Below are 15370 nucleotides of genomic sequence, written 5' to 3'. Positions count from 1 at the left end.
CCGTTAAAATTAAACATTTAGGAAACAATCTATTTAAATCACATCATTTAAAAAGGAGTATTTATGAAACTTAACGCATTAAAACTAGCAACACTTACCGCCGCATTGGCATTCTCTAGTGCCGCCTTCGCAGACATCACTGTGTATAATGGTCAACACAAAGAAGCGGCCAAAGCCGTCACCGAAGCATTTACCAAAGAAACCGGTATTAAAGTCACTTTAAACAGTGCTAAAAGCGAACAGCTTGCCGGTCAATTAAAAGAAGAAGGCGACAAAACCCCGGCTGATGTATTCTATAGTGAACAAGTCGCCTCCTTTGCCGGATTATCTGGCTCAGACCTACTCGAACCACTCTCTGCCGACATCATCAAACAAACCCAATACAAAGGCGTACCGGTAGCACCGAAAAAAGACTGGATTGCCTTAAGCGGTCGTTCCCGAGTGGTGGTTTATGACAAAAATAAACTCTCCGAAAAAGACATGGAAAAATCCGTGTTAGATTACGCCACGCCGAAATGGAAAGATAAAATCGGTTATGTGCCAACTTCCGGTGCATTCTTAGAACAAGTTGTCGCTATCACCAAACTAAAAGGCGAACAAGCGGCGTTAGACTGGTTAAAAGGCTTGAAAGAAAATGGCAAACTCTATGCGAAAAACAGTGTGGCATTACAAGCCGTTGAAAATGGCGAAGTACCGGCCGCGTTGATTAACAACTATTATTGGTATGCCTTAGCAAAAGAAAAAGGCGCGGATAACTTAAACACCCGCTTATACTTCATTCGTCACCAAGACCCGGGTGCATTAGTCACCTACTCCGGTGCTGCTGTGTTAAAAGGCTCTAAAAATAAAGAAGAAGCGAAAAAATTCGTCGAATTCTTAGCTAGCAAAAAAGGCCAAGAAGCCCTCGTTGCTGTTAGAGCAGAATACCCATTGCGCGCTGACGTGGTTTCTCCATTCAACATGGAACCTTACGCAAAATTAGAAGCCCCTGAAGTCACCGCAACAACGGCGCAAGACAAAGAAAAAGCCAATAAATTAATTGAGCAAGCAGGATTGAAATAATCTTGTCAGGCGGGCTTGTTATGCCGTCTCAATAAATACTATTAAAGGCACGCGCCCAAACGCGTGCCTTTGTCGTTAAAAAATCAAAAGGACAAGCCCTTGAACCGTAATCCTCCGTTTTGGCTAACCGCCTTGATTATTCTTATCAGTTTGCCGTTGATTTTGCCCTTTCTCTATGTGGTAGTTAGAGCTGTTGATGTGGGTTGGGTGCGCAGTATTGAACTGCTTTGGCGACCACGTATGTGGGACCTGTTGAGCAATACGTTGTTGTTAATGGTGTGTGTGACGACATTTTCTATCATTCTCGGCACGGTTTGCGCCTTTTTGTTAGAACGCTATCGCTTTTGGGGTAAGCCCTTTTTTCAGGTGGCGATGACATTGCCGTTGTGCATTCCAGCCTTCGTCAGTTGTTTTACCTGGATTAGCCTCACCTTTAGCGTCGAGGGCTTTTGGGGCACGATTGGCATTATGACCTTAAGCTCCTTTCCGCTTGCCTATTTGCCTGTTGCCGCCACCTTAAAACGACTGGATCGCTCATTGGAGGAAGTCAGTCTTTCCCTTGGCAAAAACCGCCGTTACACCTTTTGGCACGCCATATTTCCACAGTTAAAACCCGCCATCGGCAGCAGTGTTTTATTAATCGCGTTGCATATGTTGGTGGAATTCGGTGCCGTGTCGATTTTAAATTATCAAACCTTCACCACCGCTATTTTCCAAGAGTATGAAATGGCCTTTAACAACAATACGGCGGCATTGTTGTCGGCGGTGTTAATGGTGATTTGCGCTTTGATCGTGTTTGGCGAAATTTTCTTTCGTGGACAACAAACCCTGTACAACAGTGGCAAAGGCGTTACCCGTCCTTATCCGGTAAAAAATTTAACGGCCGGCAAGCAACTCTTGGCTGTCATTTTTTTCCTAACGATTTTTATCCTCAGCATCGGCGTACCGCTCACCATGTTGATTCACTGGATGATCGTAGGCACGTCCATTGAAAGTGCGGTGGATTTTTCCGCCTTTTTCGAAGCCTTCAGCAATTCTTTGATGGTTTCCGGTTTAGGCGCAGGGCTCACCGTGCTTTGCGCCCTGCCGCTCGTTTGGAGCGCCGTGCGTTATCGCAACCGCCTCACCGTGTGGATTGACCGCCTGCCTTATTTATTGCACGCCGTGCCGGGTTTGGTTATCGCCTTGTCGTTGGTGTATTTCACCATTAACTACGCTTATTCTTTCTACCAAACGTTCCTCATGGTGGTGGTCGCCTATTTCATGTTGTATTTGCCAATGGCGCAAACCACGTTGCGTAGCTCCTTGGAACAAATCTCCGATAACGTCGAAAAAGTGGGGCAAAGCCTTGGGCGTAGTCATTTTTATATTTTCCGCACGCTCACCATTCCCGCTATGTTGCCGGGCATTGCCGCTGCGTTTGCATTGGTATTTCTAAACCTGATGAAAGAACTCACCGCCACTTTATTACTCACCCCGAACGACATCAAAACCTTATCCATCGCCGTTTGGGAATACACCAGTGATGCCCAATATGCCGCCGCCACACCTTATGCCGTGATGTTAGTGCTATTTTCCGGCATTCCGGTGTTTTTATTGAAAAAATATGCGTTTAAATAATAAAGTTAAGCCCTATGCAAATAAATCAACCTTTATTACGACTTCATCACATCAATAAATATTTCAACCAACTTCATGTTCTGCGTGATATTTCCTTGCAGCTAAACAGCGGTGAAATCTTGTTTTTATTAGGCGCATCGGGCTGTGGCAAAACCACCTTATTGCGCACCATCGCAGGCTTTGAGCAGGCTGACCATGGCGAAATTTGGTTAAAAGAGCGGTTGATTTTCGGCGCAAATTGCAACGTGCCGACGCAACAGCGCCATTTGGGTTATGTGGTGCAGGAAGGTGTGTTATTTCCACACATGAATGTATATCGCAACATTGCTTATGGCTTGGGCGATGGCAAAGGTCGCTCCGCGGAAGAGCGAGAACGCATCGAAGAAGTGATGGCGCTCACCGGTATTACCGCACTTGCCAACCGTTTCCCGCACCAACTTTCCGGCGGACAACAACAACGTGTTGCCTTGGCGCGCGCTATCGCCCCGAATCCAGAACTGATCTTACTGGATGAACCGTTCAGTGCCTTAGACGAGCACCTGCGCCAACAAATTCGCCATGATATGTTGCAAGCACTCCGCCAAAGTGGCACCTCTGCCGTTTTCGTCACCCACGATCGCGACGAAGCCTTGCGTTATGCGGATAAAATCGCGGTGCTGCAAAATGGAGAAATCCTACAAATCGCCGATCCACGCACCCTTTATTGGTCGCCACAACACCTCAGCACGGCGACCTTTATCGGCGAAAGCATTGTGTTGCCGGCAACCTTAAATTCACCTTCAACAGCACACTGTCAATTGGGTGACATTGCCGTGATAGACAAAAGCCAAGGACAACAAACAGGCACGCTACTCCTCCGCCCGGAACAATTCTACTTGTCAAAAACACCGCAAAATTCCACCGCACTTTTTAACGCCATCGTCCGCCACGTGGAATTCAAAGGCAAAATAACGGCGATTCGAATTGAAATAAATGGCTTCGAAATTGAGTTAGAAGAACATCATGGAATTGAGTTGTGTGTAGGAGATAGGGTTGACGTTTATTTGTATGGAACGGGATTGTTTTATGGGGAATAAGAACGGTTTTGTCTCATGAGACCTTATACAGGTCTCCCATTTTTATTCCGGCTTTGTTGCTGTTTACAGAAGAAATGATGAAATAGGTAAAAAAGTGCGGTCGTTTTTAAAATCGTTTTTTTATTTTGTGATTCTGATAACGGACAATGACAATATCTATAAAACAGGCTGACTTAAAATTTTACCCTCACCTTGATTATCTTCCCCATAAATCAATCCCTTTGGCTAATGCCCAACCGGCAAAAATAAATTGCGCGGTGCCAATCAACACACCGATGATACTGGCGATAAGAAACGGGAAAAAAGGCATCTTCAGGCTTCCTGCCATAAAAGGCGTGAACTTTGACACCGGCCCTGAAATTCTGGCAAGCACCAACGTAAGAGCGCCTTTGCGTTGAATTAAACGTCTTGCACGTTGAGCGTTCAAACGTAACTTAGGACGTTTGCGGGTAAGTTGATTCAATAAGGCCATACCATAATGGCAACCGATCATATAACTAATGCAGTCGCCACCTATTGCACCAAGCCAAATAAGCAGAATAATCCAATATTGCTCATGTAGCGCAACGGCATAACCGCCCGCGACAAAAAATATTTCTCCCCAAATAAAAAGTGCGGTAGGCAAAAAGGCATCGCCAAATGAGCCAATGAGAAGAATAATCGGCAAATAGGGGGAATAGAAGCATGCCGCCAACCATGCTGGCATTATTGTTTGTCCTTATAATGGCCAAACGGATAGTCAATTTCATTATTCCGCAATTCACCTTTAAAAAAACGTCGGATATTGGCGCGCAAATACACTCCGCCAAGATGGAAAACGCCATCTTGTTTTAAACGACGCGGATTGAACTCAAAATGAATCGGCAACATTCTAAAGCGAAAAGTTTTACTGGCACGGTTAACATAATCACAGTCTTCGCAAAGCCGAATAGAGAGATCAAATCCACCGATAGTACGATGAACAGTTTTTGTACTGAAAATACAGGCGCCAGTACAGGTAGGAAAGAAAAACTGAGTTAACCACATAGTCCAATCAAAAATACCGATACCAAGGCGTGTTAAAAACGCATTGTCACTGCTACCGATACGTCCACCCGCGACCCATACCCCCGTTTTTTCCAACAAAGTAAGAGATTTTTCGAGAAAATCAGGTTGTAACCGAACATCCGCATCTAAAAACAACAAACGTTCATAACTGGCATTTTCTGCGCCGGTGTTACGCCCTAGACTCGTGCCACGCGCATCCATAACGATGGTTTTTAAATCAAGACGATCAGCAAATTTTTGTGCGGTTTCAACCGTTGCATCAGTACTGGCGCTATCAACCACGATAACTTCAAAATCTTTGTGGCTCTGCCGGCATAAATCATCAAGTAAATTGGCGATGTTCCGTTCTTCATTCAAGGTAATAATCACTATACTGCATTGTTGCTTAATCGTCATAATTTCTCCGAATTAATGTTTGGTATTAGCGCCTTTCAAGGCGGGCTATTGTTATATTTTTTATACAAAATCTCACGAAATTTAGTACGGTAAAATGTCCTCTTGCTTACAATCCATTAGATATGTTTCTCCGAAAATCGTTTTATTTTCGATATTTTAAACATAAATAATTAATATAAACTTAACGTGAAGATTGACTAATTCACATTATTAAGCAAAAAAATGTTATAGGTTCTGCGGAGTTTTTTTATAAATATAATTAAGAAGAACAAGTAAAACGTAGATTTCTCATCGAGAAAAACTCGATTTATATCAGTCAAATCAATTTAAGCCATAATAATCTAAAAGCCTTTTTAACTCTACTGCGTCATGACAACGCTTCACCACTTCAAACAAGCTCGAGGCCTCTGCATATTCACACTTCAAATACTGCAACCATTGCTTAATGCGCGCTACATGGTAAAAACCGCTATCATGGCAATTTTCCAGTGCGGCATATTTGCACAGAATTGGCATGATCTCAGACCAGTTTAACGGGGCATCGTTATGTTTTAGTACACGACTTAAATTAGGTATATTTAGCGCACCGCGACCGACCATCAGATCATCGCAGCCGGTCATTGTGAGGCATCGTTGTCCGTCTCCCCAGCGCCAAATTTCACCGTTGGCGATGACAGGAATATTGAGTTTTTGGCGGATTTCACCGACCTTTTGCCAGTTGATGCGATCAGCGCGATAGCCATCCGTTTTGGTGCGTCCATGAATGGCAATTTCGGTCGCCCCGCCTTGTTGCACCGCATCGGCAATGTCATAAGCGAATTCCGTAGAATCCCAACCTAAGCGCACTTTAACGCTGACTGCCTGTTCTTGCGGTACGGCTTGACGGATGGCTTTAGTGGCTTGGTAGATAAGTTCCGGTTGTTTTAACAAAGAAGCGCCACCGTTGCTACCGTTGACGGTTTTCGACGGACAGCCACAGTTTAAATCAACGCCGTGGGAACCTAATTGAATGGCAAGTTCGGCGTTTTCCGCCAACCATTGAGGATGTTGTCCGAGCAGTTGCACGCGCACCGGGGTGCCGCTTGGGGTAAAGCCCTGTTGGTGTAATTCAGGGCAAAGGCGATAAAACACTTTCGCCGGCAGGCGTTGATCCACCACGCGGACAAATTCGGAAATGCACAAATCATAGTCGTTCACTTCCGTTAATAATTGCCGCACCAGCGGATCAAGTACGCCCTGCATTGGGGCTAAAATGACGCGCAAAGGTTATTTCCAGCCTTTGGCTTTGCAAATTAAATCGTACGCCGCTTGAATTTGCTGCGCTTTTTCTTTCGCCATTTCCATCATTTCCGGCGGCAAACCTTTCGCCACCAATTTGTCCGGATGATTTTCATTCATTAAACGACGATAAGCACGTTTTACCGTAGGTTGATCGTCCGCTGCCGTGACGCCAAGAACTTTATAAGCATCGTCTAATGTCGGACCGGAAGACGATTGTTGGGATTGGTGTTGATAACCGCCTTGATAGCCTGAATGTTGCTGTTGATAAAAACCGCCACGGGTAAATTGACGCGCCGCCATTTCCATTGCCAACATTTGCTCAAATTGGACGCGGGATAAACCGAGTTCTTCCGCCACCACAAACAGCACACTTTTTTCATTATCATGCAATTGTCCGTCAGAAAAGGCTGCTTGGAGTTGAACCGATAAAAACGCGCGCAATAAATCGCCACGTTGACCACAACCGAGACGAAATTCACGAATCACCTGACGAAGCGGGAAATCTGTCTGTTTGCCACGATTAAATGCTTCTTGCGCTAAACGGCGACCGGCATCGTCCAATTGCATATGACTCATTAAATGGTTCGCCAGTTGAATGTCTTCTTCCGTCACACGTCCTTTGGCTTTGCTTAAATGCCCAAGCACCGCAAAGGTGGTTTGCATAAAGAGTAACTGGCGGGTAGTTTTATTTTTGAAAAAAGTGGAGCTTACCGTGCCCAGTTCATACAATTTTTTATCGGCGAGGTGGCCAAGAAAAATCCCTGCCAACATGCCGAAAAAACCGCCCAACCGAAAGCCGATAATGGCACCTAAAAATTTTCCAATAAAATTCATTGTCACTCCGTTAAGGTTAAAAAAGTGCGGTAGATTTTCCAAGTAAATTTCAAAAACATCGCTAAAAACAACCGCACTTTAGATTAGTTAGATACCGTACTGCTCACGATAAGCGCGCATGGTCGGCAAATATTGTTGGTATTCCGCCCTTGTTTCAATAAACGCCATTAAATCGGCAAAATCAATAATGGACAGTACGTTGCATTGGTAATCACGTTCTACTTCCTGAATGGCAGAAAGCTCACCGTTACCACGCTCTTGGCGGTTTAAAGCAATTAACACCGCACTTAATTGCGCGTTATTTGCCTGAATCAACTGCATGGATTCACGAATTGCCGTGCCGGCAGTGATCACATCGTCCACCAATAACACCTTGCCGCGTAACGGGCTGCCGATTAAATTGCCGCCTTCGCCGTGATCTTTGGCTTCTTTGCGGTTAAAACATACCGGTTTATCCACATTAAATTGATTAAACAACGCAACTGAAACAGCAGTGGCGATAGGAATGCCTTTGTACGCCGGGCCAAAAATCACATCGTATTGCAATCCGGCAGCTTGCAAGGCAGCGGCATAAAATCCGCCTAAACGGGCCAAGTCCGCACCGGTGTTGAATAATCCCGCGTTAAAAAAATAAGGACTGACACGGCCGGATTTCAAGGTGAATTCGCCGAATTTTAATACCTGACGGGCAAGGGCGAATTCAATAAACTGTTGTTTGTAGGCTTCCATCTTTCGTGTCCCTAATCAGCCAGTGCCGCACGTTGGGTTTGGAAAATGATGTCGCAACCTTGTTTAGCAAGATCTAATAAGGTTAATAATTCCTCGTGACTGAACGGTTCGCCTTCTGCGGTACCTTGCACTTCAATCATGCGACCATCTTCCATCATCACCACGTTCATGTCCGTTTCCGCAGCAGAATCTTCCACATATTCCAAATCACATACTGCTTCACCATCCACAATGCCGACAGAAATTGCCGCCACCAATCCTTTCAACGGATTTTTGCTTAATGTGCCATTTGCCACCAAACCATTCAATGCATCACATAACGCCACGCAAGCACCGGTAATAGAGGCTGTGCGAGTACCGCCGTCCGCTTGAATCACATCGCAGTCCAATGTGATGCAGCGCTCACCGAGGGCTTCCAAATCTACCATGGCACGTAGAGAACGGGCGATTAAGCGCTGAATTTCCAAAGTACGGCCGCCTTGCTTGCCTTTTGCCGCTTCACGTTGCATACGGCTGTGGGTGGAACGTGGCAACATACCGTATTCCGCGGTCACCCAACCTTGTCCCAACCCTTTCAAAAAGCGCGGTACGCCCTCTTCCACCGTGGCGGTACACAACACTTTGGTGTCGCCGAACTCCACCAGCACGGAACCTTCCGCATGTTTGGTGTAATGACGGGTGATTTTAATCGGGCGGGTTTGGTTATTGGCACGTTGATTCGGACGCATGAAAAATTCCTCGTTAAGCAATAAAAAATCGCGCTATTTTAGCACGCAAACTGACAGAAACGAAATTTGGCAGTACAATAGAATGCAAATTTTACGGCACAGAAATGAAGGAATTATTATGATTTATAGCATGACGGCATTCGCCAGTTTGGAAATCAAAAAAGATTGGGGAAATGCGGTTTGGGAAATTCGTTCGGTTAATCAACGTTATCTGGAAACCTTTTTCCGTCTGCCGGAACAATTTCGCAGTCTTGAAAACACCTTGCGTGAATCGCTACGCCAAAAACTCACCCGCGGCAAAATCGAATGTACCCTGCGTATTGATAATAAAAAACAAACTGCCGCCGAATTACACATTAATCAAGAACTCGCCACTCAAGTGTTGCAATCTTTGCAATGGTTGAAACAACAGGCAGGCGAAGGCGAATTCAATTTAACCGACGTATTACGCTACCCGGGTGTAGTAGAAGTGCCTGAGCAGGATGTGGATTTAATCAGTCAGGATTTATTGGTCGCCTTTGAGCAGGTCGTAAGCGAATTTATCGCCATGCGTCAACGCGAAGGAGAAAAAATCCACACGTTACTGACACAACGCCTTGACGCCATCAATGCAGAACAGCAAAAAGTGCGGTCAAAAATGCCGGAGATTTTACAATGGCAACGCGATCGCATTTTGCAACGGTTTGAAGAAGTGCAACTACAGCCGGATCCGCAACGTTTAGAGCAAGAGCTGATTATGTTGGCGCAACGCATTGATGTGGCGGAAGAATTAGATCGTTTGCAATTACACGTCAAAGAAACGCAAAACATTCTGCGCAAAGGCGGTGCAGTGGGACGCAAGTTGGATTTCATGATGCAAGAGCTCAACCGCGAATCCAACACCTTGGCATCCAAATCCATCAATGTCGATGTAACTAATTCCGCCATTGAGCTGAAAGTGTTAATTGAGCAAATGCGCGAACAAATTCAAAACCTTGAGTAATTGATTGATATTTTTTAAGGAAAGTACGATGGCATATTCCCTTTTAACGGCACAACAGGACGACATTATTTGCCCGTTAACACACTACTCGCTGATTGAAATTGCGGGCACGGATGCGGAGAAATATTTACAGGGGCAACTCACTTGCGATGTCACTAAATTGGCAGCCGGTGAATCCACTCTTACCGCCCATTGCGATCCGAAAGGCAAAATGAGCGCACTGTTCCGTTTAATTCGTCAAGATGAACAGACCTTTTATATGCTGTTAAAAAGTGCGTTATTGCCATCGGAGTTGGATCAACTGAAAAAATATTCAGTGTTTTCCAAAGTCACTTTTACTTCGTTAGATTGGCAAATTCTCGGCGCAGCCGGCACAAAAGGCATCGAAAAGTGCGGTCAATTTTCTGCGCAAATTCGCATTGATGTGAATGTGCAACAACCGCGCGTGATTTTACTCAACCCGACCCGCTTAGTCCTCGAACCTACCGTTGAAGCACTGGCTTGGGATTTGTTGGATATTCAAGATGGCGTGCCTGGTTTAGCGGCAGCAACCCAATTAGAATTTATTCCGCAAGCGTTAAACCTGCAAAGTGTCGAACAGGCAATTTCCTTCCACAAAGGGTGTTACATCGGGCAAGAAACCGTGGCGCGCGCCAAATATCGAGGCGCCAATAAACGCGCCCTCTTTATTTTCGCAGCGCAAACGGAAAGTCTGCCGGAAATCGGTTCCGCCCTAGAAATGGCACTCGGCGACAACTGGCGAGCCACAGGAACCATCACAAGTGCGGTCAATTTTCACGGCGTTTTGTGGTTGCAGGCCGTGTTAAATACGCCGTTGGAAGAAGGTCAGGCATTCCGCTTGCCGAACTGCCAAACCTTGCTCGATATGCAACCCTTGCCTTATGAGTTAAGCTGATGAAAGTCGGATTGGTATTGGAAGGCGGCGCCATGCGCGGGATGTTCACCGCCGGTGTGTTGGATGTCTTCTTGGATGAACAGATTCACATTGACGGCATCGTTAGTGTGTCTGCCGGAGCGCTGTTCGGCGTAAATTTGCCTTCCAAACAACGTGGCCGCGTGTTGCGTTACAACAAAAAATACCTCAACGACAAGCGCTACATGGGATGGCACAGCCTGTTCACCACAGGCAATATCGTCAACAAAGATTTCGCCTTTTATCAGCTACCTGTTGAATTGGACGTCTTCGATCAAGCAGCATTCGCCCGTTCGGGCATCGACTTTTACACGGTGTTAACCAACGTGGAAAGCGGCGAAGCGGAATATGTGAAAATCCACGATGCCTTTGAGCAAATGGAAACCCTGCGTGCCACCTCCGCCATGCCTTTCGTGTCAAAAATGGTGGAAATCAACGACAAAAAATATTTAGACGGCGGCATTGCGGACAGTATTCCGTTGCGTTTCTGTCAACAGTTGGGCTACGACAAAATCATCGTCGTGCTCACCCGCCCATTGGATTACCGCAAAACGCCGACCAATCCGCTACTGTTCAACGCTTTTTATCGCCGTTACCCAAAACTGGTCGAACGCCTAACCAACCGCTATGCCGACTATAACCGCACAGTGGAAGACATTATTCGTCTCAACGAACAGGGCAAGATTTTCGTCATCCGACCATCCATCACGTTACCAATTCGACGCATCGAAAAAGATGTACACAAAATTCAAGCCATGTATGATTTGGGCGTAAGCGATGCGCAATATGTCATGAAAGATTTAAAAGCGTATTTGGCGGGCTAAAAAACGTCTCCAAAAATAACCGCACTTTTTACGTTAAATCATATTAACTACAAAGTCTTATTGCAGAGAAATCGCATATTATTTAAACTAGCCAGGCAAATTCAATTTGTAATTTCAGTTATATCGCAAGTTTGTGTATAGGAAATGACAAAGCCCTTCTTTTGAACCTTTTCTCATTGTTATACCTTCCTTGTAAATCTTGCATTCAAATTCAAAGGATTAGAAAATGAACGAAGTTTTACAACAGTTCAAACAACAATATTTGGTGAAATATTGGAATCCGGTTATCGCCGTTATCGCGGCAGGATTAATTTCTGCTTATTATTTCGGTGTTACCGGCACGTATTGGGCAGTCACAGGCGAGTTTACCCGCTGGGGCGGCCATGCGTTACAAACGCTGGGCGTGGATGTATCCAATTGGAGCTATTACAAAATCATCGGTATGCAAGGCACGATTTTCACCCGTGTCGATGGCGTGATGATCTTAGGCATGTTCGCAGGTTGTATTTCCGCGGCCTTGTGGGCGAACAACGTGAAATGGCGTAATCAACCGCACAAACGCCGTATCGTGCAAGCCTTGATCGGCGGTGCGTTAGCCGGTTTCGGCGCGCGCTTGGCCATGGGTTGTAATCTCGCCTCTTTATTCACCGGTATTCCGCAATTTTCCGTTCACGCTTGGTTTTTCACCATCGCTACCGCCATCGGCACTTATGTGGGCGTAAAAGTCACCTTATTGCCTATCTTCCGTGTGAAATTGGAATTGAAAAAAGGCGCGGCAAAATTGCAGGAAAGCGACCCGAAAAAGGCTCAACGCCGTTTTTGGATTGGCATGATCATCTTCTTTGCCTATCTTATTGCTTCCCTTTATGTGATGACCAGTTCCATAAAACTCGGCTTTGCTATGCTTTGTGGCTTGGCTTTCGGTTTGCTTATTGAGCGTGCGCAAATCTGCTTCACTTCTGCCTTCCGTGATCTTTGGGTCACCGGTCGCGCTTACATGGCAAAAGCGATTATTTTCGGCATTCTTGCAGGCACCATCGGCGTGTTCAGCTACATCCAGTTAGGCGTACCGGCAAAAATCATGTGGGCAGGTCCGAATGCCATTATCGGCGGCTTATTATTCGGCTTCGGCATCGTATTGGCAGGTGGCTGTGAAACCGGCTGGATGTATCGTTCCATGGAAGGCCAAGTGCATTTCATGTGGGTGGGCGTCGGCAATGTTATCGGCTCCACTTATTTAGCCTATGCCTGGGACGATCTCGCTCCGGTATTGGCGCTTGACTACGAAAAACTCAACTTACTGAAAGAATTCGGCCCGGTAGGCGGATTATTAGTGAACTACGGTTTGTTGATTCTCTGCTTAATCGCTGTCGTATGGTGGGAAAAACGTTTCCTTGCCAAAGCAAAAGCCAAAATCGCCGCTTTCGCACAGGTGTAAAAGTGCGGTTTGATTTAACGTTATTTTTTATTTCACAGAAGGAAAACACATTATGGCATTTACTGTTGTACAAAAACTAGATAAAGATCCGAAAGACATCACTCCGGATTATACTATCGACACCGTGGGTGAACCTTGCCCGTACCCGGCAATCGTGATGTTGGAAACCATGCCACAATTACAAAAGGGTGAGATTTTGGAATTGATCAGCGACTGCGCGCAATCTATCAACAACATTCCTGTAGATACCAAAAACCACGGCTACACCTTATTAAGCGTAGAACAAGACGGCACGAGATTACGCTATTTGATTCAGCGTTAAGCTCATCTTTTCAAGGCGGAATCACATCCGCCTTTATTATTTATCGCCCTCAACCAAGTGGTATTCTTCTTAAGATTTTCTCACATCAAAAAATTCTCAAAAATCTCGTCTATTTCCGCAACAATTTTTCTAAAAAAACGCTAGAATAAGCGGCTTTTTTGACGCTTATACAATAATTTATCAGGGGGAATCTATGGAAGCGGAAGGTGCGGGAGATTTAGTCCGTATTGTGGTGTTACTTGGTGCTGCCGTGGTAGCAGTGCCGTTGTTTAAACGGATTGGTTTAGGTTCGGTGTTAGGGTATTTGGCGGCAGGGCTAATTATCGGCCCCTTCGGCTTAAAACTGGTAACCGATTCCCACGCAATTTTGCACATTGCAGAATTTGGCGTGGTGATGTTCTTATTTGTCATCGGATTAGAAATGAAACCGTCTCATTTATGGAGCTTACGTCGTCAAATATTTGGGCTGGGCAGCCTGCAAGTCATTCTTTCTGCTGTGTTAATGACCTTGGTTTCCGTACAATTCGGCATTTCTTGGGAAGTGGCGTTTGTGTCTTCTTCCGGTTTCGTACTCACCTCCACCGCCATTGTGATGCAGGTGTTGGGCGAACGTAAACAGCTTTCCACCCGCCCGGGACAAAAAATCGTTTCCATCTTGTTATTTGAAGATTTGCTCATCGTACCGTTGTTGGCCATTGTTTCCTATCTCTCTCCGTTAGAAAAAACTGCTGATGCCATGCCTTGGTGGGAGTCGGCGATTATTGCCATGCTTGCACTTGCCGTACTGGTGTTTATCGGCCGCTTTATTCTTAATCCGGTATTCCGTATTTTGGCGAATTCCAAAGCACGCGAAGTGATGACTGCCGCCGCGTTATTTGTGGTATTAGGTTCCGCATTATTAATGGAGGAAGCCGGCTTATCCATGGCGATGGGGGCATTTGTAGCCGGTGTTATGTTGTCGGAATCCGCCTTCCGCCATCAACTGGAAGCCGACATTGAACCGTTCCGCGGGCTTTTGCTCGGCCTATTCTTCCTTGGCGTGGGCATGGCGTTAAATCTAACGGTAGTAGCTGAAAATTGGTTATTAATTGGTGCAGGTGTTATCACCTTAATGTTTACCAAAGGTCTCTGTATTTACTTGGTTGCCCGTGCTGCTAAAAGTACACACAAAACCGCCATTGAACGCGCATTATTAATGGCACAAGGCGGTGAGTTTGCTTTCGTGCTCTTCTCCACGGCCTTTAATCAAGGTGTAATTGATGAAACGGTTAACGCCAATATGACTGCCGTTGTGGTACTTTCGATGGTGGTAACGCCGATAATGTTGGTGCTTTATGAAAAATTCGCGCCCAAAGCCACTGCAGAGGAATTGGAAGCTGATGAAATTGATGAACAACACCCAACCCTTATCGTCGGTATGGGGCGTTTTGGTCAAATTGTCAATGATCTTTTGCGTTTAAGCGGCTATGCCACCACTGTCGTCGATTTAAATCCGAACATGATCAAAGGCTTCAATGAATACGGTATTAAATCCTACTTCGGCGATGCCTCCCGTCGTGAGTTTTTAATTGCCGCAGGTCTTGAACAAGCGGAAGTATTAGTAATTGCCATTGATAACAAAGAGCAGGCGGAGAATATTGTGCATTTCGCCCGCGAAGTGAATCCGAACATAAAAATTATTGCTCGCGCCTATGACCGCTTCAGTACCTTTGCACTACACGAAGCGGGTGCTAATGAAATCGTTCGTGAAACCTTCGATTCCGCCGTACGAGCCGGCAAACGCGCGCTTGAGGCCTTAGGGATGGAACCTGAATTGGTAAAAAACATCGGAGATTATTATTTTGACGCAGATCGGCACGAAGTCGCCCTCATGTCACAAGTCTATGACCCGAACGTGGGCTTATTCCAAAATCCGCTAATGCGCGACATTGCACGCGAATGTGACCAAAAAATGGCAGCGGAAATTCAAGATATCATTCTACAAGCAAAGGAAAAAGCCGAGGAATAAAACACTTTAGAAAACAACCGCACTTTAGGATATAAAGTGCGGTTGTTTTTTGCGGAGAATCTGAGTGAACTAAACTAATAGAAAAAATT

General features: G+C 45.6%; 15 protein-coding genes. 9 read left to right on the top strand and 6 right to left on the bottom strand.

Annotation, left to right across the window (positions count from 1 at the left end; all coding sequences use genetic code 11):
• Positions 1–63: 63 nt before the first annotated feature.
• The 3 genes from DK428_RS06290 to DK428_RS06280 all read left to right on the top strand — a co-directional run bounded on the left by DK428_RS06290 (position 64) and on the right by DK428_RS06280 (position 3758).
• The gene (locus DK428_RS06290) at positions 64–1062 is read left to right on the top strand and encodes an iron ABC transporter substrate-binding protein (RefSeq protein ID WP_109064528.1); all 999 of its coding nucleotides are present in this window, start codon (positions 64–66) and stop codon (positions 1060–1062) included.
• A gap of 99 nt (positions 1063–1161) precedes the next feature.
• Positions 1162–2682, top strand: a complete 1521-nt coding sequence (locus DK428_RS06285) for an ABC transporter permease (RefSeq protein ID WP_109064529.1) — start codon at positions 1162–1164, stop codon at positions 2680–2682.
• Positions 2683–2696: 14 nt separating this feature from the next.
• Entirely contained in the window at positions 2697–3758 is a 1062-nt protein-coding gene (locus tag DK428_RS06280; RefSeq protein ID WP_109064530.1) for an ABC transporter ATP-binding protein, read from the top strand.
• Between the two features lie 196 nt (positions 3759–3954).
• On the opposite strand, the gene DK428_RS06275 is transcribed toward DK428_RS06280, so the two are convergent.
• The 6 genes from DK428_RS06275 to rph all read right to left on the bottom strand — a co-directional run bounded on the left by DK428_RS06275 (position 3955) and on the right by rph (position 8773).
• A complete protein-coding gene (locus DK428_RS06275) occupies positions 3955–4464 on the bottom strand; it encodes a DedA family protein (RefSeq protein ID WP_204352443.1) in 510 nt (169 codons plus the stop codon).
• Positions 4464–5201, bottom strand: coding sequence for a glycosyltransferase family 2 protein (locus DK428_RS06270; protein WP_109064532.1), 738 nt, complete (start codon positions 5199–5201; stop codon positions 4464–4466). Before DK428_RS06270 ends, DK428_RS06275 begins: the two co-directional genes overlap by 1 nt.
• Before the next feature lie 321 nt (positions 5202–5522).
• Entirely contained in the window at positions 5523–6464 is a 942-nt protein-coding gene (gene dusC / locus DK428_RS06265) for a tRNA dihydrouridine(16) synthase DusC (RefSeq protein ID WP_109064533.1), read from the bottom strand.
• Positions 6465–6467: 3 nt separating this feature from the next.
• A complete protein-coding gene (gene djlA, locus DK428_RS06260) occupies positions 6468–7316 on the bottom strand; it encodes a co-chaperone DjlA (RefSeq protein ID WP_109064534.1) in 849 nt (282 codons plus the stop codon).
• Between the two features lie 87 nt (positions 7317–7403).
• A complete protein-coding gene (gene pyrE, locus DK428_RS06255) occupies positions 7404–8045 on the bottom strand; it encodes an orotate phosphoribosyltransferase (RefSeq protein WP_109064535.1) in 642 nt (213 codons plus the stop codon).
• Positions 8046–8056: 11 nt separating this feature from the next.
• On the bottom strand, positions 8057–8773 hold the full coding sequence (gene rph / locus DK428_RS06250) for a ribonuclease PH (protein WP_005702222.1): 717 nt from the start codon (positions 8771–8773) through the stop codon (positions 8057–8059).
• 118 nt (positions 8774–8891) lie between these two features.
• Between rph and DK428_RS06245 the strand changes: the two genes are divergently transcribed.
• The 6 genes from DK428_RS06245 to DK428_RS06220 all read left to right on the top strand — a co-directional run bounded on the left by DK428_RS06245 (position 8892) and on the right by DK428_RS06220 (position 15281).
• Complete coding sequence (locus DK428_RS06245) at positions 8892–9755, top strand: YicC/YloC family endoribonuclease (RefSeq protein WP_109064536.1); 864 nt, start codon at positions 8892–8894, stop codon at positions 9753–9755.
• A gap of 28 nt (positions 9756–9783) precedes the next feature.
• The gene (ygfZ, locus tag DK428_RS06240) at positions 9784–10671 is read left to right on the top strand and encodes a CAF17-like 4Fe-4S cluster assembly/insertion protein YgfZ (RefSeq protein WP_109064537.1); all 888 of its coding nucleotides are present in this window, start codon (positions 9784–9786) and stop codon (positions 10669–10671) included.
• Entirely contained in the window at positions 10671–11513 is an 843-nt protein-coding gene (locus DK428_RS06235; protein WP_109064538.1) for a patatin-like phospholipase family protein, read from the top strand. The genes ygfZ and DK428_RS06235 overlap by 1 nt, the downstream gene beginning before the upstream one ends.
• Before the next feature lie 226 nt (positions 11514–11739).
• Positions 11740–12951 (top strand): selenium metabolism membrane protein YedE/FdhT, encoded by a 1212-nt coding sequence (gene yedE / locus DK428_RS06230; protein ID WP_109064539.1) that lies wholly within the window; start codon positions 11740–11742, stop codon positions 12949–12951.
• Positions 12952–13003: 52 nt separating this feature from the next.
• A complete protein-coding gene (gene yedF / locus DK428_RS06225) occupies positions 13004–13273 on the top strand; it encodes a sulfurtransferase-like selenium metabolism protein YedF (protein WP_050692582.1) in 270 nt (89 codons plus the stop codon).
• A gap of 193 nt (positions 13274–13466) precedes the next feature.
• Complete coding sequence (locus DK428_RS06220) at positions 13467–15281, top strand: monovalent cation:proton antiporter-2 (CPA2) family protein (protein WP_109064540.1); 1815 nt, start codon at positions 13467–13469, stop codon at positions 15279–15281.
• The last annotated feature ends 89 nt before the right edge of the window (positions 15282–15370 follow it).

This window comes from Aggregatibacter kilianii, from assembly GCF_003130255.1.
Classification (GTDB): Bacteria; Pseudomonadota; Gammaproteobacteria; order Enterobacterales; family Pasteurellaceae; genus Aggregatibacter; species Aggregatibacter kilianii.
This window is presented reverse-complemented; position numbering and strand designations above follow the sequence as displayed.